We start from the raw sequence: 21,036 nt of genomic DNA, 5'->3' as shown, positions 1-21,036 counted from the left end.
TTTATCATCCGCATGCGATGAACAATTCAGAGGATCAAATGAGTAACAACACACTATCGGCCATTAGAGATTACCTTAACCAAAGCATAGTTGGCCAAACTGAATTTATTAATCAATTACTTATCGCTTTATTGGCCGACGGGCACATATTAGTAGAGGGTCCTCCAGGCCTTGCTAAGACCCGAGCGGTTAAAGCACTATCGGAATGTATAGAAGGTGATTTTCATCGAGTCCAGTTCACCCCAGACTTATTACCTGCAGATTTAACCGGTACCGATGTGTTTCACCCAGAAACTGCCAGCTTTAGCTTTCAAAAAGGGCCTATTTTTCACAACTTAGTATTGGCGGACGAAATTAACCGTGCCCCTGCTAAAGTGCAATCGGCTTTACTGGAAGCCATGGCCGAGCAGCAAATCACGGTAGGTAGCAACAGCTATAAGCTGCCCAAACTGTTTATGGTAATGGCTACTCAAAACCCGATTGAGCAAGAAGGTACTTACCCACTTCCAGAAGCGCAACTAGACCGCTTTATGTTCAAGCTGTGTTTGAACTACCCTGATGCAGAAAACGAACTCAAAATTCTGCAGCTTACTGAACGTGAAGCCAAGCAAGTGCACTTACGTCAGCCAGAACCGCTCACTCAACAAAAACTATTTGCCCTGCGCCGAGCGATTATGGAAGTACATATTGCGCCGCAGCTAAATCAATATATCGTTGATTTAGTGGTAGCCACTCGCCAACCAGAGCGCTACACCGACGAATTTAGTCAATGGCTAGAATTTGGTGCCAGCCCGCGTGCCAGCATATCCCTAGCCCGCGCTGCGCGTGCTAAAGCATGGCTTGATGGTCGAGACTTTGTTAGCCCAGAAGATATCCAACAATTGGCTTATCCGGTATTACGCCATCGCTTATTGCTTAGCTACCAAGCACAAGCCAAAGGGATTCAAGCCGATGCGGTTATCCAACGTTTGCTTGAATTGGTGGCCTTTGCCTAATGGATACCATTAGTCGCCAATCGCCAGTCAGTTTACAAATTGAGCAGTTGATAGAAGCGCGCGCCATTCATTTAAATATGCCTCCTTGGCGCCAAGTAAGCAGTAGCCGCCATGGAAATCGCTTAAGCAAAGTTCGTGGGCGAGGCATGGAGTTTGACGAAGTGCGTCATTATCAACCAGGAGATGACATTCGTTGCATCGACTGGCGAGTAACGGCGCGTACCGGTAAAACCCATACCAAGTTATTTAGAGAAGACCGCGAGCATCCAGTGTTTATCTTTCTTGATTTATCACACTCCATGTATTTTGGCAGCGGTGACAAACTTAAGTCGGTATTCGCTAGTGAGCTGGCGGCCTGTTTAGGTTGGAATGCTCAACAACTGGGTGAGCGCGTGGCCTTAACTCTGCATTTAGGTGAGCAGGCACACAACCAAAAACCAGCAGCCAGTAAAACCCATTGGTTAGCCCAGCTACAAAGCATCGTGGATGTGCACAATCAACAATTTGCCGCCTTAAGTGAGCAGCAACTACAGGACTCGTCGCCAACTCACAATCTTGAGACTTTATGTCAGTTAGTAAAAACCGGCTACCAAGTACATTTAATTAGCGACTTTTACCATTTCGACAAAGCAGCCTCCTTGCATTTACAGCGCTTAGCTAGCCATAACCAAGTGTTTGCTTGGCAAATTAGCGACCCTTTGGAGCAACAGCTGCCCAAAGCGCATACCGCAATGCAACTGCAAGTAAGCAATGGCAACAGCGAGGGATATTTGCAGCCAGATAACAAAGCATTTAGGCAACAATTTAAGCGTTTAGCCAATCAGCGCCAACAACAGATTGAGCAAATGCTGCAACAAGCTCGCATTCCTCATCAGCATTTTTCAACAGCCTTAGAGTGGCAGGACTATGCCTGAGCAAACTAATCCTCTAGTTGATTTAAAAGACATTATTTTACCCACAACTTACGAAACCGCCCTACCCGCCATTGGTTGGTGGCTACTTGGTGTACTGGTCATACTTTCACTTAGCTTGCTGCTATTTGCAGCTTGGCGTTTTTGGTATTTAGATAAACCTCGACGTGAAGCATTACTTAAGCTCAAGCAACAACCAGCCACCTTGGCAGAGCTCAACGTATTAATGAAGCGCTTGGCCTTGAGTTATTACCCGCGCCAACAAGTCGCTTCGCTAAATGGTCAAGCGTGGTTAGCCTTTTTAGACAGTACTTCACGAAAAAACCAAGCTGAATTCTCAGAGCTACAAGATGTTTGGCAGCAAGCCTTGTACTCAGCTACCCCATCGGATTCTGCCCAACAATGTATTCAACTTGGCGAACAGTGGATTAAACAGCTAAGACCGCCGCTAAATGTGGCTAGCTTGTTTGGCTTTGGTAGGCATCAGCAAAACACCAAACAGCACTTTAACGGCAAAAATAAGGGAGGCCGCGATGTTTGAGTTTGTCTGGCCTTACATATTTGTGCTTGTTCCTCTGCTTTGGCTGGTAGAAAAATTCAGCCAAGCCAAGCAACAACAAAGCGAAGTATTATTAAACAGCAGTTTGCCTTTTACCCAACAGCAAGCTGCTTTGGAAAAAACCAATAGCCCACTAAAAATTGGCCTTAAATGGTTAGTTTGGATTTTGTGCATTACTGCATTAGCGCGTCCAGTGTGGCTAGACGATGAAGTCCAAGGCTTAAATGAACAAGGTCGCGATTTATTATTATCGGTTGATATGTCGGGCAGTATGCAAATCAAAGATATGCAACTTGATGGTGAAGCCGTTGACCGGCTAACAGCCCTTAAGTTTTTGCTCAGCGAATTTATTGAACAACGCCGCGGCGACCGTTTAGGCATGATTTTATTTGCCGACCACGCCTATTTAGCCAGCCCACTAAGCTTTGATTTAGACAGTTTGCTAATTCAAGTAAAAGAGCTAGTACACGGTTTAGTTGGCGACAGAACCGCGATTGGTGAAGGCATTGGTTTAGGTATTAAACAACTAATGAACCACCCAGCAGAGCAGCGGATCCTTATTCTACTTACCGATGGTCAAAATACTTCCGGCTCGGTTGATCCAATGCAAGCGGCAGAAATGGCAGCCAAGAATCAAGTGGTGATTTACACCATTGGTGTGGGCGCCGACGAGCTTTATCAACAAACCCTATTTGGCGCACGTAAGATAAACCCGTCGCAAGATCTCGACGAAGGTGCGTTGATAAAAATAGCTGAAATGACTGGTGGTCAATATTATCGAGCACGCAGCACCGAAGATCTTTCGAAAATTTACCAAGAGATAAATGCCTTAAATCCAATCTCAGAAGCTCAGCAATTCTACCGTCCGCAATACGAGTTGTATTATTGGCCCTTGGCGTTAGCAACCTTGCTATTAGTGGCTAGTTTAGCCAGCCCTATGCTAATGCGCCGTTTTAATCAGGAGGCAAGCAATGTTTGATATAAGCTTATTGCGTCCAGAATGGCTATTGCTTAGTCCACTTTTATTACTGCTGTTGTTTAAAAAGCAGCAGCGCGAGCAATCTGCTTGGAGCAAACTACTTAGCCCAGGCATTGCTAAATATTTGGTGGACTCTCCAAAACAAAGCAAAAGCTCCCAATGGTCTTTAGCCGGCTTACTGGCTCTGATTCTAATAGCCTTAAGTGGCCCAAGCATTATTAGTGACAACGTACCACTCTACCGAGAAGGCTCTGCCCGCGTGTTAATCATGGACATGTCCTACTCGATGCGAGCGCGAGATGTAAAACCTGATAGAGTTGAACTGGCGAAGTACAAAGCACTAGATTTACTCGAGCAATGGAAAGATGGTGAAACCGCACTTATTGCCTATGCGGGCGACGCATTTGTACTTAGCCCCTTAAGTAGCGATACCAATACGCTTGCCAACCTAGTTCCCCACCTAAAACCAGAGTTAATGCCCGCTCACGGTTCGGCCCTTAACCTCGCCATTGAGCAAGCTGCCGAATTAATAAAACAAGCAGGCTACGCGCAAGGCGATGTAGTAGTGATTGGAGACGGACTTACAGAACAGCAAATGCAGTTAAGCTTAAGTAGCTTGCAACTACATAATTTACGTTTTTCTATGTTGGCCTTAGGCACCGAAGAAGGAGCGCCCATTCCTATAGAAGATGGCAGCATGCTAAAAGACCAATATGGCAGCATTGTTATTGCTAAGTTAGAAGCAGATAACTTCCTGCCCCTTTGCCAAAACACCGGCGGTATTTGCCAGCTGATTAGTGCTGATAATAGCGATATTGAGAAACTGAGTTCCTTACGTAGCCGCAGTTTTGATAGCGAACAACAAAGCAACCAACAAGCGCAGGTGAGAAAAGATATTGGCTTTTATCTGCTGCCTTTTATTTTATTGATGCTACTAAATAGCGTGCGCCGCGCAGAGCTATTGCTAGTTAGTTTGTGTGTTAGTATTTTTGCCCTACCAAAGCCCGCTCTGGCTAACTCGGTGTGGACAAATCAAGCTCAACAAGCACAACAAGCTTTTGAAGAAGAACGCTATGGCGAAGCTGCTGAGCAGTTTACCGACCCAAGTTGGAAAGCCTCAGCTCTATACAAAGCTGGTAACTATCAAGAGGCGCAAGCACTGTTTGCTCAAGATGGCAGCGCCAATGGGTGGTTTAACCAAGGAAATGCTCATGCTCAACTTGGTGATTATCAACAAGCGATAGAAGCCTATGAGCAAGCCTTAGTGTTACAAAATGACTTCCCTGCCGCTCAACATAATAAGAAATTGATTGAAGACCTGTTAGAACAACAGCAACAAAACCAGCAACAGTCAGAGCAACAAGATTCTAGCGATACTGATCAGCAATCAGAGTCGGATTCGTCTCAACAACAAGGTGACCAACAGCAGGACGATTCCCAAGCAGAAGAGAATCAAGACCAACAGTCGCCTTCTGAGCAACAGTCCGAGCAAGAGCAAGAGTCTGAACAGCAACAACAGGCACAAGCCGGCGAAGAACAGTCAAATGAAGAACAAGAGCCTGAGCAAAGCGCTCAAGCCAATAACTCGCAAGGTGAACCGAGTGACCAAGAAGAGTTACAGAAATGGCTCGAGGATCTGCCTAATGACCCAAGTTTGTTGCTTCGCAATAAAATGTACCTTGAATATCAAAAACGTCGTCGTCAGCCTAGTAATCAGGAGAACTGGTAAGTGAAAGCGCTTAGTGTATTTTTTATTCTTTTACTTAGCTTTAATGCTTATGCCACGACTAAAGTTACCGCTTCGGTTAGTCAAAACCCTGTGGCAGTTGGACAAGCCTTTACGCTAGAAATAGTGGCTGACGATACCTTAGCAGCCAGTGAATTTGACTCATCGGTATTGTTAAGGCAAAAGTTTGTAGTAGGCAGTACTTCAACTAGCCGCCAACACACCAGCATTAATGGTGAATCATCTACCCAAACTCGCTGGACCACTACCCTATTGGTGCGCGAAGAAGGTAATTACCTTATCCCTAGTTTTAATATTGGTGGGCAAAATACAACGCCAATTCAACTAAAAGCCAAAACCATTGCAGCCATAGAGCCAAGTAAAGACCAGGTACGTATGGAAGTAAGCTTGGATAATGCCCAGGTTTACATTGGCCAGCCAGTAACCTATACCGCCAAGATATGGGTCGCCAATAGCCTAGACCAAGCCAATATTATCGCGCCCAGCATGCTCGGCGCCAAAATAGAAAAGCTAGGTGACGACAAGCAAGATTTAGAGATAATTGATGGCAAACGTTATCGCACCCTTACCCGTCATTGGCTAGTTACCCCAGAAAAGGCCGGTGAATTTGAAGTAAAAGGGCCACGTTTAAGCGGCTTAGCCAACGACATCAACCGCCGAGCAAGGCCGGTAGACATTGCCGCGCAAACCTTGTCTTTAGAAGTAAAAGCACCACCGGCAAGTTTTCCTGGTACGTGGCTACCCTCTAATGACTTATTGCTATATGAAGAAATTCAACCACTGCAAAGTGACTACCAGCAAGGCCAAGCTTTTACCCGTATTATCAACTTAACCATTGCTGGAATAACCGAAGATCAACTACCGGAAATTGATATTGATTATGGAGAAGATTTTCGGGTTTACCCAGAAGCGTACCAAGACCGCACCATAGTTAAAGATGGAATAGTGTTTGCGCAGCGCAGTTTAAATGTGGCACTGATTCCAGTAAACGAAGGCGAACTTACTCTCCCTGGCTGGTCACTACCTTGGTGGGATTTAAGCAAAGATCAACAAGCCAGCGCCGATATAGCACCGCGAACCATTACCGTAGTGGCAGCGCCGGTAAATCAGCAGCTGCAATCATTACCGAGCAATCAACAAGTTCTCCCTGAAGTGCAAGAAAAACCTAGCACCTCATTGTGGACTTGGTTTTTCGCCCTTGCATGGATAATTACCCTAGCGTTGTTGGTATGGGTGATAAAACGTAAAAAAAGCAATGCCAAACAAGAGGCTCAACTAGCGCCAGATGCTAGCGCAGTACATTTAGATGATGACTATTGGACACAGTTTGCTGCGGCCTGTAAAGCGGGCCAAAAGCTGCAAGCTGAACAAGCACTAGCTAAGTGGATAAATAAGCAGCAGCTAACTAGTAATTTTGCCGCTCTACATAAAGAAATTAGCGCCGCGAACTGGGCGAGCGATGATAAAACAGACTTTGATTTACTCGCGTTTTTCCAGCAATGCCAAGCGTTAAAGAAGCAAGGCCAAGGAAAAAAAGAGCGAGAAGAAGGGCTCTCCTCACTCAATCCTTAATATAAAAATACCGCTTAGCGATTTAAGCCTAATTGAAAGATTAGGCTTTCTGCTTGGCAGCAAAAAGTAAACGAAGCAGCCAGTTTAAACCCGCCTTCAACAGCGGTAACTTCGCTGCTAATCTCACAAGGATCAGACTCTGCCTTGCGAGCTTTGTCTACTAAAGCGTTTAAACGGGCTTCGGCTTGTTGTTGCTCGGCAAACACTTCTTCAACTTGTGCTGTACATTCTTCGCCGTCGATAACCGCACCAACATCAACACAACAACAAGTTTTAGATTCTTCTAACTTAGTTTTCATCTATTTTCCTTTCATTTACAACAGGCCTTAGTTATAACTCTTCAATCTAAACCAAAGCGAAATCAGGTGTATAGTGTGTACCATAGACCAAACAAGGTCTCTTTGATGCGTATCATAACAGATTAGCCTTCGACGTTTTATCTAGGAAATTACATGGTTGTTGATTTTTTTCGAAAGAAAAACCAAACCGACTCGGTCATGTCGGATATGGAAGCAAAACAAAAACGTTATGAAGCCTTAGTACAGGCTTACAATAAGGATGTTTACCGTTACGCCTACTGGCTAGTAAAGGATAAGCATATCGCCGAAGACATAGTTCAAGAGACCTTTCTTAGAGCTTGGCGTTCACTCGACAGCCTTAAAGATGAAAAGGCAGCCAAAGCGTGGTTAATTACCATTCTTCGCCGAGAAAACGCCCGTCGCTTCGAGCGAAAACAGTTTAACTTGGTGGATATCGAGGATCATTCAGTTGCCGATGTAAATGCTACATCTACCGAGCAACAAATTGAAAATGAATGGTTACGCCGCCAAATAGATAAACTGGCACCTGAATATAAAGAACCGCTGCTACTCCAAGTGATAGGTGGATTTAGCGGTGATGAGATTGCCGATATGTTAGAGCTAAATAAAAACACAGTAATGACACGGCTTTTTAGAGCAAGAAATCAGCTCAAAGAAGCCCTAGATAATGACCAAGAACGAGGACAAAGCAATGGATGAGCTAGAATTTCGCCGTCAGTTGTATACCAATCCTCGAGAGCGTAGCGATACGCTTATACAGGAAGCAACGCGCACGCCTAAAAATAAAAAACTGTATGACGAGATGCAGCAGTTTGAGTGTAAGTTAGAGCAAGCACTAAACGTAGATGTGCCAGACGCGCTTGCAGAGCGACTAATACTGAGCCAAAGCTTCGACGATTCGCAACTTGAATACCGCCGCAAAACTCGAGTACATATTGCTATGGCTGCATCCATTGCTTTTGTAGTGGGTTTAAGTTTTAGCTTAGTTAATTGGCAACTGCCTACCGGGCAAGTAAATATGGGCCAAGTAGCTTTAGAACATGTTTATCACGAAATGCCTTATACCAGCGGTGTTGATGAACAACCAAGCCTGCAAACTATTAATGCTAAATTAGCCCGTTATGGTGCAAGCTTTGACCAACTTCCTGGCGAGGTTGTGTATGTTAACCACTGTGCTTATGCAGGTGCTCCAGCTTTTCATATGATTATGAAAGGAAAAATGGGCTCAAACATAAATGTGTTTGTAGTGCCTAAATCCACCGAGTTGCAAGCGGTTGAAAGCTTTGCCGATAAAAAGATGCATGGGATGGTTTCTAAACTATCTAATGCCAACCTTGTCGTGGTGGGTGAACGTAACGAACCTATTGAAAAAGCACTTGATACGCTCACCGCAGATTTAAATCAATCTATCTGATTTAATTAAAATAAAGTCAACTCCTATTGTCTTATCAATGGGAGTTGATTTTTTTGTTTGTGAACTAGCAATAAAGCTCAACAATCCCGCTTGATGTTTCGAAACAATCATTTATATTTCTTAGCTCACCAAGATTAAACAAGTGTTTAACTTTTGTGCAGCAGCTCCAACTTTTGACACAAAGCAGTAACAAACGCTTAACAATTATTTTATTTACTTTTAATCTGGTCAGAGGTCAGCGCTCTTACTAAGACCCATACATAACTAAACGTTTAACCCCGTAATTAGAGAGGGAACGATGAAAATAAGGAAATTACCACTCGCGCTTCTTGCCGCGTCAGCTACATTTACTGCCGCCCATGTAAACGCAGCCGGTTTTCAACTAGTGGAACACTCTGCTTCGGGGCTAGGCCGCTCGTTTGCGGGTGAAGCTGCTATTGCCGATAACGCTGCCGTTATGGCACGTAACCCTGCTGCAATGTCGATGTTCGACACCATTGCGGTATCAGGTGCTTTAAGTTATATCGCGCCTGACGTTTACGTTAGAGGTAATTCAGGCGTTGATGATATTGACCAAGCCTTAACCAATAACGATGTAGTACCAGGTGCAGCAGTACCGGCTGGCTATTTCATCCAACCGCTTAATGACAAGTGGGCCTGGGGTGTAGGCATGTTCTCAAACTTTGGTTTATCTACCGAATACCCAGAAGATTACCCTGCAGGCTCTCTTGCTGGTCAAACTGAACTAATCACCCTTAATTTAAATCCAAATGTCTCGTACCGCATTAATGACCAATTTAGCGTTGGTGCTGGTGTAAACGCCGTTTACGGCACTGCTAAATTAGTGCGTAATTTTGGAATTAATGAAGCTGGCTTTCCTGAAAACGGAACTGCCGCTTCATTGGAAGGTGATGGTTGGGGTTTTGGCTGGAACATCGGCGGTATGTGGGAAGTAAATGAAGACCACCGCTTCGGTATTAGCTACCGCTCAAAAGTGGACCTTAAGTTTAAAGGTGACTACCACTCAGACATCCCAGAAGGGCTAAGTGATAACCCTTACGGAACCGGCGGGCAAACCATTGGTGGTGAGTTAACCCTAAATCTTCCAGACATTTTTGAAGTGTCTGGTTATAACCGCTTAAATGATGCCTTTGCCGTTCACTACAGCTATGTTTGGACTGGTTGGAGTACCTTTCAAGAAATTGACGCCACCTCAGAAGGCATTGGCAGCGTACTAAACAAACCAGAAAAGTTTAGTGATTCTTACCGCGTTTCGTTTGGTGGAACTTGGTACCTAAACCCTGCTTGGGAATTACGTGCTGGTATGGCCTTTGACCAAAGCCCTTCTCGCACCCACAAAACCATCAGTATCCCAGACAATGACCGCTACAACTATGGCATTGGCTTTACTTACCACTTAAGTGAAAAGGGCAACTTAGATGTTGGCTTTACTTACATTCAAGGCAAAGAAGGTGCTTTCGAAGAGGAGCTCAACGAAGAGGTTTCTATACCGTTTGTATCAAAAGGCGATGCTTACATTGCCGCTATCCAATACAACCACAGCTTTTAAGCCTTAATGAGCAGCCGGCAACACGCCGGTTGCTTGACCTAAGCTTAAGTTTCACCCACGCTTCAGTTATTCAACCACACATACTGAGGGCAGCCATGGTAAATACCCCTACCCCCTATTCAATTAGCGAACTAGCCCAAGAATTTACCATAAGCACTCGCAGCATTCGCTTCTACGAAGATCAAGGCCTATTGCAGCCGGTTCGCGATGGCACTAAGCGGCTTTATTCCAAACACGACAAACTTCGACTCAAACTCATTTTACGCGGCAAACGATTAGGCTTTTCTTTAAAAGAGATAAAAGAGCTGTTCGATTTATATGACGCCAAGCTAAGCAGTAGCAAAGAGGTAACAGGATTAATTGACAGTATTAAACTAAGAAAGTTGAGTTTATTGCAGCAGTTAGAAGATATTCAAGTGGTTTTAATGGAGTTAAAATCAGCAGAGCGCCGCTGTAACGACGCTCTTAATAAGCTAACTAAAGATTAATGCTCCCCTGCATTACCTTGAATAAAGTGCTTACGGCATAACGAAACATAACGCTCGTTGCCACCAATTTCAATTTGCTGCCCTTCACTCACTACCTGGCCATGTTGGTCAATACGAGCATTAAAGTGGCCTTTATTGCCACACCAGCAAATGGTTTTAAGCTCTTCGAGCTTATCGGCTAAACACAGTAAATGGTAAGCACCTTCAAATAGCTCCCCCATAAAGTCTGTTTTTAAACCATAAACCATTACCGGTATGTGCAAGTCATCAACCACTCTAGCTAGTTGATACACTTGGTCTTTACGCAAAAACTGCCCTTCGTCCACAATAACGACATCTTGCTTGTTTTGCTGATTTTTAGTGCTTACCAATTCAAACAAGTCCTGCTCTGCACAAAAGGTTTCAGCCTCTAAGGACAAACCTACTCGAGCTTTAATGGTACCCACACCATCGCGGGTATCCATTGCAGGGATCAGCGCCAAAGGATTCATACCGCGCTCTTGATAATTAAAATGAGCTTGAATAAGTTGGGTTGATTTTCCCGAATTCATAGCGGCATATTTAAAATGTAGTGAAGCCATTTACAGCGCAGTTCCTTGTTTATTTACTGTTTAGTGCCAAAGCTGAATTTTGCTGGCGATGGTACAAAGTTGCGATAGTAATGGCAAACAATAACAAACCAACTGCTAGTGAAGCGATCACACTTCCGGTCATTCCCATTACCAAGTAACAGCTAATGCTTATTTTGGCGACTAACAATGCGTAAGGCAGCTGCGTGGCTACGTGGTCAATGTGGTGACAAGCTGCACCGGTGGATGACAAAATGGTGGTATCGGAGATAGGCGAACAATGATCACCAAATACCGCACCCGCTAATACTGCAGACAACATAGGCAGTATTAAGCTCACATCACTGGCTACTGACATATCGGCAGCAATTGGCAACATAATGCCAAACGTGCCCCAGCTAGTACCAGTAGAGAAGGCCATTAAACCCGCTAATACAAATACTAACACTGGCAAAATAGCTGGGCTAATCGCGCCATCTAATTTAGAGGCTAGGTACTTGCCGGTTTCCATATCGCCGATTACGCCACTAATAGACCAAGCAAACACCAGAATAAGAATGGCTGGGCTCATAGCCTTAATACCCACCCAAATGGCATGAGCAAGCTGAGACAAGCTAAGCTGTTGCTTAAACGCAAACCCCACGCTCACCAATAAGCCCACTACGCCACCGGTGACCAAAGACAGGGTTACATCGGTATTCTCTAATGCGGCTAACAAGCTAAAGGCTTGTCCTTCTTCCAATGCCGTAGCGCCTGTAACCACAAAGCTAGCAAATGTCACCAAGGTTAAAATAGCGATAGGTAATACTAAACCAAGCGGTGAGCCGTTATCGGCTTCAAAGTCATGGTTCACACTACCTGCGGGTATACCCTTGCTCTCATCAAACAATTGCCCCTTCTCAGCATTTCTCTCATGCTGCTTCATTGGACCAATATTAATATTGAAATAAGCAACCACTAAGGCCATTAGCAAAGCAAACACAGCGTAAAAGTTTAGTGGGATCATCGTGGCAAACGCAGCCAGCGGAGTGATGTCAGTAATATTGTGAGTAACCAACAAACCACCGACTAAGGCAATAATATAAGCCCCCCAACTCGATAAAGGCATAAGTACACACATTGGTGCAGCCGTTGAGTCAAGCAAGTAAGCGAGCTTGGCGCGTGATACCCCTACTTGGTCAGTAAGCGGACGCGCAACACTGCCCACCGCTAAACTGTGGAAATAGTCATCGACAAACACCACAAAGCTTAACAAGGCAGTGGTAACAGTAGCATGACGCTTGGTCTTAATCCGTTTTTTAGCCCATTCTGCAAAGGCTGTGGTTGCGCCAGTAGCAGTCATTAAGCTAGTCATAGCGCCTAGCAGCAGCAGGAAGATAATGATTTGCAGATTCCACCAGTTTGGCGCACCGTCATCCCACGCTAAGCCTGCTGCAAGCTGTGACAAATAAATGCCAGAATCTAAAAAAGAAAAGTTACTGAGTAACAAAGCACCCGTGATGATGCCGCAGCTAAGTGCAATAATTACGCGTCTAGTTGCTAAGGCAACCAACAGCGCAATCACCGGTGGAAGAATAGATAAAAATGAATCGGTATAAGAAATGGTTTGCATGTTTTCTCTGTTTTTAAATTCAGAGAGCAAATTGAGTGACTAGAAGCCGATAGGCTTTCACTCTGTAGCTCTCCATAGTTGGACTATGACAGTGTCGTATCTATTAAATCCGACACCAGTAATTAGCCTTGATAATGCTAGTTACTTCGGCGCGGGCCCCTTTCATACAGAATCATTGGAATCACCCCACTCTGCACTACTTTTGACCAGCGCTCCTCTACAATATAGCGTTAAGCGCTGCATTATACCCAACAATACGGCACATTCAACCAAAACCATTGGGCAGCTAAAACTATAAGTAGCAACTAATACTGTTTATTTAAGTTTAGTTTATTGACAAGTTTTATTTAGTAATTAATATTTTGTAATAGATTAACCAATACTAATAAATAGATAGGATTAACATGAGCGATTTCGTTAAGGTATTTTTAAACGCAAGAAGTCTTAAAGCTGCTACAAAAGAATTATCAATTGAACAATTAGAAGATAGCTACAATAAACTTAAAGTCATTTTAGATGAACGCTTCGCACAACAAGCTGAAGAAGAGAAACAACAGCAAGAAAAACGCGAGAAGCTAGAGAAATATAAAGCATTACTCGAACAAGATGGTATCGACCCAAGTGAATTACTATCGATGATTGGTGACGCGCCAGTAAAAGAGCGAAAGAAACGTCAACCACTGCCAGCTAAATACAAGTTTGTTGATGAAAATGGCGAAGAAAAAACCTGGACAGGCCAAGGAAGAACACCTTCTCCGATCCAACGTGCAATTAAAAATGAAGGCAAAACTAAAGAAGATTTTCTTATCTAGTTATCATCTAAATTAAAAAAGGAGCCTTAAGGCTCCTTTTTTATTCCAGCAATATTAAGAGGCAAAACCATTTGGATTGCCTTGTTGCCAGCGCCAAGAGTCTTCAGCCATATCATCCAAACTTAATTCAGCCTGCCAAGATAATTCCTGTTTAGCTAAGCTAGGATCTGAATAACATGCAGCAATATCACCTGGGCGACGAGGTGCTATTTTATAAGCAATTGATTGTCCCGATACCTTTTCAAACGCAGCAACCATTTCTAGTACGCTATAACCTTGACCAGTTCCTAGGTTGTAAGTAACCAACCCAGCCTTAGCATCAAGTTTGTTTAGCGCTTTTAAGTGGCCTTTTGCCAAATCCACTACGTGAATGTAGTCACGAACTCCCGTACCATCTGTGGTATCGTAGTCATCGCCAAATACACTTAACTCAGCTAAACGCCCTACAGCCACCTGGGTAATGTAAGGTACTAGATTATTTGGAATACCGTTTGGATCTTCACCAATTAAGCCTGACTTATGAGCTCCAACAGGGTTGAAATAACGCAGTAAAGCTATGTTCCAGCTATCATCAGATTTATATAGATCAGTCAGCATCTCTTCTACAATTAACTTAGAGCGCCCATAAGGATTGGTAGCTCCAGTAGGAAAATTCTCCAAAATAGGGACTGTGTGCGGGTCACCATATACAGTAGCAGAAGAGCTAAAGACTAAGTTTTTAACCTTATGCTCAGCCATTACTTCACATAAGGTTAAAGTTCCAGAGACATTATTTTGATAATAATGTAGAGGAATAGTAGTTGATTCGCCAACTGCTTTTAAACCAGCAAAATGAATAACAGATTTAAACTTATGCTTAGAAAATACCGTGTTTAACTCTGATTTATCCCGAATATCTACCTGATAAAATGTGGGGCGTTTTTGGCAAATTGTCTCAATTCTTTCGATTGATGCAGCATGAGAATTACAAAGGTTATCTACAATAACCACTTCTTCGCCTTGGTTTAATAATTCAACCACTGTGTGGCTACCTATATAACCTGCTCCACCCGTAACTAAAATAGTCATAATAATCCTTTATAAGATAATATATTTGGCTAGCTCTATCGGAGCTGCTATTCAATTCCAATAAACTTATGCGTTTGTAAAGACAAGCGCCAATTATTTTCAATACAAGCTTGAATACATAACTCGGTAGCTCTTTGCTGTTGGCTAATGGGTTGCAAACACACCAATACATCTAAGTTACTAGTCATACCAGTTAATAAACTTTTTAAATTAGTTAAGTCTCGCTCACGGGCTACCGGGTGTTTAATTTCGTTCGCTCTGTGTAAGGCTTGTTCAATAACAACTTTACCGCCTTTCATATCAACCTTTGGAGAAACCGTTACCCATGCTTTGGCTGCGGCCTTTACTGGATAGGTGCCGCTAGTTTCAATTTGCACCGAATAACCCGCCGCTATCAAGGTATTGGTCAGCTCATGCAAATCATAGATACACGGCTCACCACCGGTAATAACAATATGTTTCGCTTGATAGCGAGTTTTAAACTGCTCTAAGAGTTGATTAGGCGTGAGCATTGCCCAACGAGCAGTGTCTCCGCTGGCGCCAATAATTAGCTCGGGTTGCACACGGTCAGACTCTAAAACTTGCCAGGTATGTTTGGTATCGCACCAAGAACAACCAACATCACAGCCCTGTAAACGAACAAATATTGAGGGAACACCAGTATGAAACCCCTCCCCTTGGATGGTTTGAAACACTTCATTAACAGGTAAAGCAAGAGATGCCATTTGTATCCCAGATCATAATAAGCGAAAATCTAAGGCAGTATTAAAACATATTTTAAAGAGCAAATAATGAAAGAAAAAGCGGTAGTGATTTATTCAGGTGGAATGGACTCGTTCACTGTTCTCCATAAAACCTTGCAATTGGGCCTACAACCTTATGCTCTTAGCTTCAACTACGGTCAGCGCCACGTTAAAGAACTGGAATATGCTCAAAAGGTAACTGAAGAGCTTGGTATCGAACATAAAATCGTAGATATCACTGCAATCAATCAACTGCTTGCGGGTTCCTCACTCACTTCTGACATTGATATTCCGGAAGGTGATTATCAAGAAGAATCGATGAAATCAACGGTTGTACCAAACCGCAATATGATTTTGCTGTCTCTGGCTATTGGCTACGCCGTGTCTATAGGTGCCAAAAAAGTATTCTATGGCGCGCATTCTGGCGACCATGCAATCTACCCCGATTGTCGCCCAGAGTTTGTGAAGAAGATGAATGACGTAAGCCTAATAGCTAACTACGAGGCCGTAGAAGTCATTAGTCCCTATCTAGAGCAATCGAAAATAGACATCTTAAGCGATGGTTTAGCCATGGGTTTAGATTACGGTAAAACATGGACCTGTTATAACGGACGCGAGCAAGCCTGCGGAAAATGTGGAGCCTGCCAAGAACGTCTAGAAGCCTTTAAGCTAAACGCTGTTACAGACCCTCTAAGCTACGAATAAACATGCTCAAATATTTTGTGAGCCGATTTTGGTTCCTGCTTATTGTAATAAGCTGCTCGTGGTTTTTTCTTGCACATACCGAACTAATGAGTTGGAACAAACAGCTAATTAGTCAGGGAGAGTATTGGCGCATTGTGTCGGGTAACTTAAGCCACAATAACCTTATTCATTGGCTAATGAATGTTGCAACCTTGGTGCTGGTGTATTTTGTTTTTGATGACCGATTATCTAATCAGCACTTCATGTTGATTAGCATTAGCTTATGTCTAGTAGGCGGTGGGCTATTATGGTTTGCTAAATATGATGAATATGTAGGACTCTCGGGCTTAATCCATGGCTTAATAGCCTACGCGGCAATGGCTGATTTATTCACCGATAAGAAACGCGTCGGTGCCATCATATTGACAGGCTTAAGTGCGAAACTACTCATGGAGCAATTATACGGCGGTGACCCGTGGGTAACGGATTTGATAGGCATCGATGTTGCCATCGATGCCCATCTATTATTTGCGGTACTTGGGATTAGCTTTGCTTTGCTGCTTTGGTGGCCGTTATGGCGAAGCTATAAGCTAAGCACTTAGCTCTGCGTTAATAGTGGTTAGTACCTCTGCAGGTGAGTCGGCTTGAGTAATCGGCCGGCCTATAACCAAATAGTCAGAGCCTGCAGTAACTGCTTCAACCGGTGTCATAATCCTTCGTTGGTCGCCTTGCGCACAGCCTGTAGGTCTAATTCCTGGGGTTACCAGCGCAAATTCTTCACCAAGAAGCGATTTTAGCATTTTGGCTTCATGAGCTGAGCACACCACTCCATCTAAGCCAGATTGTTTAGTAAGTGTCGCCAAACGCTCTACTTGCTGCATTGGGCTAAGCTCAATACCCAGTTCTAATAAGTCAGATTGGTCCATGCTGGTTAACACAGTTACTGCGATCAACTTAGGTCGTTTATCACCATAAGGTTCTAACGCAGCTTTTGCCGCTTCCATCATTCTACGGCCGCCACTGGCGTGCACGTTAACCATCCATACACCTAACTCAGCAGCTGCGGCTACTGCTTTAGCCACTGTGTTAGGAATATCATGAAATTTTAGGTCTAAGAACACTTCAAAGCCTTTGTTGTGAAGCTCCTTTACCAACTGTGGGCCGAACAAAGTGAACATTTCTTTACCCACTTTAAGACGACATGAGCCCGGCTCCAATTGCTCTACAAATGCCATACATTGATCGATATCTGCATAATCGAGGGCAACTAATACCTTTGGGTCTTGCATTGTTTCTACTCTCCGTCTAATCCCACTATTGGTTTCACCGTGCCCCAACTCTTACATGATGGACAATGCCAATATATAGAATGAGATGAAAAGCCACAGCGTCGACACTGATAGTGAGGTTTAATCTTTAATTGTTGGGTAACTAAGCCACGCAAAACTTGCAGGCTTTGTTTAGCTTGACCTTCTTCAGCAGAAGCGAGATGAAGGCCCATTAAGTGATGAAATCCTTTCATGGTAGGGTTGCGTTTCAGCTCATCTACCAACAAATCCTGAGCTTGCTCTGCGCCGTGCGCCTCCCGATAAATAATCGAAAGCTCTACCACTACGCTAGCAATACTTTTTATTGATAAGCAGTATTCTAAAAACTGCTGATAGTACTCGGGCTTTGCCAAATTATCACTACAGGTTTTGTATAGAGATAAAGCATCGGAGGCAAAGTCGATATCTTGCTCTGGGATCTTATTTAAATTTTTAAGTGCTGCTTTATAATCGCCTTCTGCATTTTGAATTTGGGCTAAATGCAAACTAGCTCGCACACACTTTTTGTCTGCGCTAAGCGCTTTTTTGAGTAAGGCTTGGCTTTTTGAAAGCTTCCCGGCAGTTTCTAACTCTTGCGCTTGCTCGCAATAAAAATGCGCAATTTGACGATTAACATCACTCAGTTCTTTAGGGTCTATTTTTTTGGCCACAGCAATCGCTTGCGGCCACTCTCGAGTTTGTTGATAGATGCTGAGTAATTGTTTTAAGGCTAACTGGCGGTAATCTGGTTCTTCTTGCAATTCAATGAGCAAAGCTTCTGCTCTATCAAATAAGCCTGCAGCTAAATAATCTTTTGCTAACTGTTGTAGAGCGAGGTTCTTTTGGTCTATGTCGATGCCTTCTCGGGCAATCAAGTTTTGGTGAATTCGAATAGCTCGGTCAACTTCACCACGCTGCCTGAATAAATTTCCGAGTGCGAGATGGGTATCAATGGTTTCTGAGTCTACTTGTAGCAGCTCTACAAACAGGTCTACTGCTTTATCAGATTGATTAGATAAAAGGAGGTTTAAGCCTTCTACGTATTGCTTAGATACGTGATTTGCTTGCTGTTGCTGATTTTGCCTAACGCTGCGCTGCCCCATGTACCATCCATAAGCGGCAGCTACTGGTAACAACAAAAACAACAAGCCTAGCATTAACTATCCTTGACCGTCTCGTCTTGCAACTTATTTAGTTGTTTTTGCTGCTTAGCTAATCGACGCTTCAAGCCAGCGCTTTCTAAACGAATACGAGTATAAAAAGCCAACAAAAATAAAAGACAAGTAATAAAGCCAGCTATGAACAAACCAGCCATAAGCCATGACAAGCGCATATCCGATTCGGCAATAAGGTAATTTACACTTACTACTTCATCATTTTGCGCGCCCACAGCAAGTGCAGTAACGAACAGTACAACTAATAACAGCGTTGAGAATATTGCTTTCACATAACCTCCCAGAGCCAAACAAAAGCTAGGGAAATTATGCAGCAATCACGTTAATTTAACCAGCCAAGATCACCTAATTGTAAAAGAAACAATACTATAGGCCAGCGTTTACGCGCTCTCGCAACTCTTTACCAGGTTTAAAGTGGGGAACATGCTTCCCAGACAACTCTACCTTTTCACCTGTTTTAGGATTTCGGCCCACTCGGGGTGCACGGAAGTGCAGTGAAAAACTACCAAAACCACGAATTTCAATTCTATCGCCTTCCTGTAATGAACAGGTCATTTGCTCAAGAATTTCTTTAATTGCCGACTCAATTTCTTTACTGGTAAATTGAATATGTTTACTAGCGAGTATTTCAATCAAATCAGATTTAGTCATGGATTCTCCAAGCCATTGATAAAGGGAACTAATACCAGTGTAGATAAAGAAATGGGGGGGAACAAGTCCCCCCCAATATTCAATCACATAAATCTAAAAAAAGATTTAAAGATTATTCGCCTTTAAGTGCAGATTTGAATGCATCGGCCATAGCGTTACCAATCTGAGCGTCTTCTTTCTTGTTCAGAGTAGCCATTGCTTCTTTCTCGTCCGCTTCATCTTTAGCACGGATAGAAAGGCTGATTACACGGTTCTTACGGTCAACACCAACGAACTTAGCTTCAAGTTGGTCGCCAACAGAAAGAACAAGTGATGCATCTTCAACACGGTCACGGCTAACATCGCCAGCACGTAAGTAACCTTCAACGCCACTTGCTAGTTCAACAGTTGCACCTTTAGCATCAACTTCAGTAACAGTACCGTTAACTAAAGCACCTTTCTTAAGGTCAGCTAGGTAGTTGTTGAACGGATCTTCAGCAAGCTGTTTAACACCTAGGCTAATGCGCTCACGTTCTGCGTCAACTTGTAGTACAACAGCTTCGATTTCGTCGCCTTTCTTAAAGTCGCGAACCGCTTCTTCACCTTGAGCATCCCAAGAGATGTCAGATAAGTGAACAAGACCGTCAATACCGCCGTCTAGGCCGATGAAGATACCGAAGTCAGTGATAGACTTGATCTTACCTGAAACTTTGTCGTTCTTATCATGAGTGCTAGCGAATAGCTCCCATGGGTTAACTTTACACTGTTTCAAACCAAGTGAGATACGACGACGTTCTTCGTCGATATCCAATACCATAACTTCAACAAGGTCACCCACGTTAACAACTTTAGATGGGTGGATGTTTTTGTTAGTCCAATCCATTTCAGAAACGTGAACTAGACCTTCAACACCGTCTTCGATTTCAACAAAACAACCGTAGTCAGTTAGGTTAGTTACGCGACCTTCAAGACGAGCACCTTCTGGGTAACGGTTAGCAATTGCTACCCATGGATCTTCACCCAGCTGCTTAAGACCTAGAGATACACGAGTGCGCTCACGGTCAAACTTAAGTACTTTAACGTTGATTTCGTCGCCAACATTAACAATTTCGCTTGGGTGCTTAACGCGTTTCCAAGCCATGTCAGTGATGTGTAGAAGACCGTCAACACCGCCAAGATCAACGAATGCACCGTAGTCAGTAAGGTTCTTAACGATACCTTTAACTTCTTGACCTTCTTGTAGGTTCTCAAGAAGTTGATCACGTTCAACACTGTTTTCAGTTTCGATAACAGCACGACGAGAAACAACTACGTTGTTACGTTTTTGATCTAGTTTGATAACTTTAAATTCAAGCTCTTTACCTTCTAGGTGAGCAGTATCGCGCACAGGGCGAACGTCAACTAGTGAACCAGGCAAGAATGCACGGATGGTGTTAACTTCAACTGTAAAGCCACCTTTAACTTTACCGTTAATGATACCAACAACCGTTGCTTGCTCTTCGTAAGCACTTTCAAGTTGGATCCACGCTTCGTGACGTTTCGCTTTTTCGCGAGAAAGAACAGTTTCACCGAAACCATCTTCTACAGCGTCTAACGCTACGTCTACTTGCGCGCCTACTTCAATTTCTAGTTCGCCAGCAGAGTTTTTGAACTGTTCTGCAGGGATAGCAGATTCTGACTTAAGGCCAGCGTCTACTAGAACCATACCGTTTTCGATACCTACTACAGTACCTTTAACAATCGAACCAGAACGGAATTCTAGGTCTTGAAGTGACTCTTCAAAGAGTTGAGCAAAAGATTCAGTCATTATTTAATTACACATATAAGAACGTCCACTTAGCAATCCGGCTAAATGGGGTTAATAATAAACACCTAATTCAT

23 protein-coding genes and 1 riboswitch are annotated in these 21,036 nt (G+C 43.5%); of the genes, 13 read left to right on the top strand and 10 right to left on the bottom strand.

Annotated features, from left to right (window positions below; translation table 11 throughout):
- The first annotated feature begins 38 nt into the window (after positions 1–38).
- The 6 genes from OAG1_RS08470 to OAG1_RS08445 are packed head-to-tail and all read left to right on the top strand — an operon-like array spanning position 39 to position 6,763.
- Positions 39–995, top strand: coding sequence for a MoxR family ATPase (locus OAG1_RS08470; RefSeq protein ID WP_016403435.1), 957 nt, complete (start codon positions 39–41; stop codon positions 993–995).
- Complete coding sequence (locus OAG1_RS08465; protein ID WP_016403436.1) at positions 995–1,909, top strand: DUF58 domain-containing protein; 915 nt, start codon at positions 995–997, stop codon at positions 1,907–1,909. Before OAG1_RS08470 ends, OAG1_RS08465 begins: the two co-directional genes overlap by 1 nt.
- The gene (locus OAG1_RS08460) at positions 1,902–2,447 is read left to right on the top strand and encodes a DUF4381 domain-containing protein (RefSeq protein WP_338625696.1); all 546 of its coding nucleotides are present in this window, start codon (positions 1,902–1,904) and stop codon (positions 2,445–2,447) included. Before OAG1_RS08465 ends, OAG1_RS08460 begins: the two co-directional genes overlap by 8 nt.
- Positions 2,440–3,444 (top strand): VWA domain-containing protein, encoded by a 1,005-nt coding sequence (locus tag OAG1_RS08455; protein WP_338625694.1) that lies wholly within the window; start codon positions 2,440–2,442, stop codon positions 3,442–3,444. The genes OAG1_RS08460 and OAG1_RS08455 overlap by 8 nt, the downstream gene beginning before the upstream one ends.
- Positions 3,437–5,173 (top strand): VWA domain-containing protein, encoded by a 1,737-nt coding sequence (locus OAG1_RS08450; RefSeq protein WP_338625692.1) that lies wholly within the window; start codon positions 3,437–3,439, stop codon positions 5,171–5,173. The genes OAG1_RS08455 and OAG1_RS08450 overlap by 8 nt, the downstream gene beginning before the upstream one ends.
- Complete coding sequence (locus OAG1_RS08445) at positions 5,174–6,763, top strand: BatD family protein (RefSeq protein ID WP_338625690.1); 1,590 nt, start codon at positions 5,174–5,176, stop codon at positions 6,761–6,763. It abuts the gene before it with no gap.
- Between the two features lie 14 nt (positions 6,764–6,777).
- Here OAG1_RS08445 and OAG1_RS08440 read toward each other — a convergent pair whose 3' ends face one another.
- Positions 6,778–7,062 carry a DUF406 family protein gene (locus OAG1_RS08440; RefSeq protein WP_016403441.1) on the bottom strand — a complete coding sequence of 95 codons (285 nt, stop codon included), beginning with the start codon at positions 7,060–7,062 and terminating at the stop codon, positions 6,778–6,780.
- Between the two features lie 153 nt (positions 7,063–7,215).
- Here OAG1_RS08440 and OAG1_RS08435 point away from each other — a divergent pair, with 153 nt between their 5' ends.
- From OAG1_RS08435 to OAG1_RS08420, 4 genes are all read left to right on the top strand, one after another.
- A complete protein-coding gene (locus OAG1_RS08435; protein ID WP_016403442.1) occupies positions 7,216–7,782 on the top strand; it encodes a sigma-70 family RNA polymerase sigma factor in 567 nt (188 codons plus the stop codon).
- Entirely contained in the window at positions 7,751–8,497 is a 747-nt protein-coding gene (locus OAG1_RS08430; RefSeq protein WP_084681985.1) for a DUF3379 domain-containing protein, read from the top strand. The genes OAG1_RS08435 and OAG1_RS08430 overlap by 32 nt, the downstream gene beginning before the upstream one ends.
- A 298-nt stretch (positions 8,498–8,795) precedes the next feature.
- Positions 8,796–10,067, top strand: a complete 1,272-nt coding sequence (locus tag OAG1_RS08425; RefSeq protein ID WP_338625685.1) for an outer membrane protein transport protein — start codon at positions 8,796–8,798, stop codon at positions 10,065–10,067.
- 95 nt (positions 10,068–10,162) lie between these two features.
- On the top strand, positions 10,163–10,555 hold the full coding sequence (locus OAG1_RS08420) for a MerR family DNA-binding transcriptional regulator (protein WP_016403445.1): 393 nt from the start codon (positions 10,163–10,165) through the stop codon (positions 10,553–10,555).
- Here the strand turns inward: OAG1_RS08420 and OAG1_RS08415 are convergent.
- Entirely contained in the window at positions 10,552–11,136 is a 585-nt protein-coding gene (locus tag OAG1_RS08415; protein ID WP_016403446.1) for a thymidine kinase, read from the bottom strand. The two genes, OAG1_RS08420 and OAG1_RS08415, sit on opposite strands and share 4 nt — an antisense overlap.
- Before the next feature lie 19 nt (positions 11,137–11,155).
- On the bottom strand, positions 11,156–12,736 hold the full coding sequence (locus tag OAG1_RS08410; RefSeq protein ID WP_338625682.1) for a Na+/H+ antiporter NhaC family protein: 1,581 nt from the start codon (positions 12,734–12,736) through the stop codon (positions 11,156–11,158).
- 57 nt (positions 12,737–12,793) lie between these two features.
- Positions 12,794–12,964: riboswitch (Lysine riboswitch) on the bottom strand.
- 176 nt (positions 12,965–13,140) lie between these two features.
- Here OAG1_RS08410 and OAG1_RS08405 point away from each other — a divergent pair.
- Positions 13,141–13,548: an H-NS family nucleoid-associated regulatory protein gene (locus tag OAG1_RS08405; RefSeq protein ID WP_016403448.1), complete on the top strand. Its 408-nt coding sequence runs from the start codon at positions 13,141–13,143 to the stop codon at positions 13,546–13,548.
- A 54-nt stretch (positions 13,549–13,602) separates the two neighbouring features.
- Here the strand turns inward: OAG1_RS08405 and galE are convergent, their stop codons facing one another.
- Positions 13,603–14,616, bottom strand: coding sequence for a UDP-glucose 4-epimerase GalE (gene galE, locus OAG1_RS08400; protein ID WP_338625678.1), 1,014 nt, complete (start codon positions 14,614–14,616; stop codon positions 13,603–13,605).
- A 47-nt stretch (positions 14,617–14,663) separates the two neighbouring features.
- A complete protein-coding gene (gene queE, locus OAG1_RS08395) occupies positions 14,664–15,341 on the bottom strand; it encodes a 7-carboxy-7-deazaguanine synthase QueE (protein WP_338625676.1) in 678 nt (225 codons plus the stop codon).
- Between the two features lie 66 nt (positions 15,342–15,407).
- Between queE and queC the strand changes: the two genes are divergently transcribed.
- Positions 15,408–16,064, top strand: a complete 657-nt coding sequence (gene queC / locus OAG1_RS08390) for a 7-cyano-7-deazaguanine synthase QueC (protein WP_220721095.1) — start codon at positions 15,408–15,410, stop codon at positions 16,062–16,064.
- Between the two features lie 86 nt (positions 16,065–16,150).
- Positions 16,151–16,645: a rhombosortase gene (gene rrtA, locus OAG1_RS08385; protein ID WP_338625672.1), complete on the top strand. Its 495-nt coding sequence runs from the start codon at positions 16,151–16,153 to the stop codon at positions 16,643–16,645.
- Here the strand turns inward: rrtA and pyrF are convergent.
- From pyrF to rpsA, 5 genes are all read right to left on the bottom strand, one after another.
- Positions 16,634–17,332 (bottom strand): orotidine-5'-phosphate decarboxylase, encoded by a 699-nt coding sequence (gene pyrF / locus OAG1_RS08380; protein WP_338625670.1) that lies wholly within the window; start codon positions 17,330–17,332, stop codon positions 16,634–16,636. The two genes, rrtA and pyrF, sit on opposite strands and share 12 nt — an antisense overlap.
- 5 nt (positions 17,333–17,337) lie before the next feature.
- Positions 17,338–18,507, bottom strand: a complete 1,170-nt coding sequence (gene lapB / locus OAG1_RS08375) for a lipopolysaccharide assembly protein LapB (protein WP_338625668.1) — start codon at positions 18,505–18,507, stop codon at positions 17,338–17,340.
- Entirely contained in the window at positions 18,507–18,797 is a 291-nt protein-coding gene (locus OAG1_RS08370; RefSeq protein ID WP_016403455.1) for a lipopolysaccharide assembly protein LapA domain-containing protein, read from the bottom strand. The genes lapB and OAG1_RS08370 overlap by 1 nt, the downstream gene beginning before the upstream one ends.
- A gap of 94 nt (positions 18,798–18,891) precedes the next feature.
- Positions 18,892–19,176, bottom strand: a complete 285-nt coding sequence (locus OAG1_RS08365) for an integration host factor subunit beta (RefSeq protein ID WP_016403456.1) — start codon at positions 19,174–19,176, stop codon at positions 18,892–18,894.
- A gap of 112 nt (positions 19,177–19,288) precedes the next feature.
- Positions 19,289–20,962, bottom strand: a complete 1,674-nt coding sequence (gene rpsA, locus OAG1_RS08360) for a 30S ribosomal protein S1 (RefSeq protein ID WP_016403457.1) — start codon at positions 20,960–20,962, stop codon at positions 19,289–19,291.
- Between the last annotated feature and the right edge of the window lie 74 nt (positions 20,963–21,036).

It is taken from the genome of Agarivorans sp. OAG1 (assembly GCF_037076485.1).
Taxonomy (GTDB): domain Bacteria; phylum Pseudomonadota; class Gammaproteobacteria; order Enterobacterales; family Celerinatantimonadaceae; genus Agarivorans; species Agarivorans albus.
Note: the sequence above shows the minus strand (reverse complement) of the source record. Positions and strands in the feature narration are given on the sequence as shown.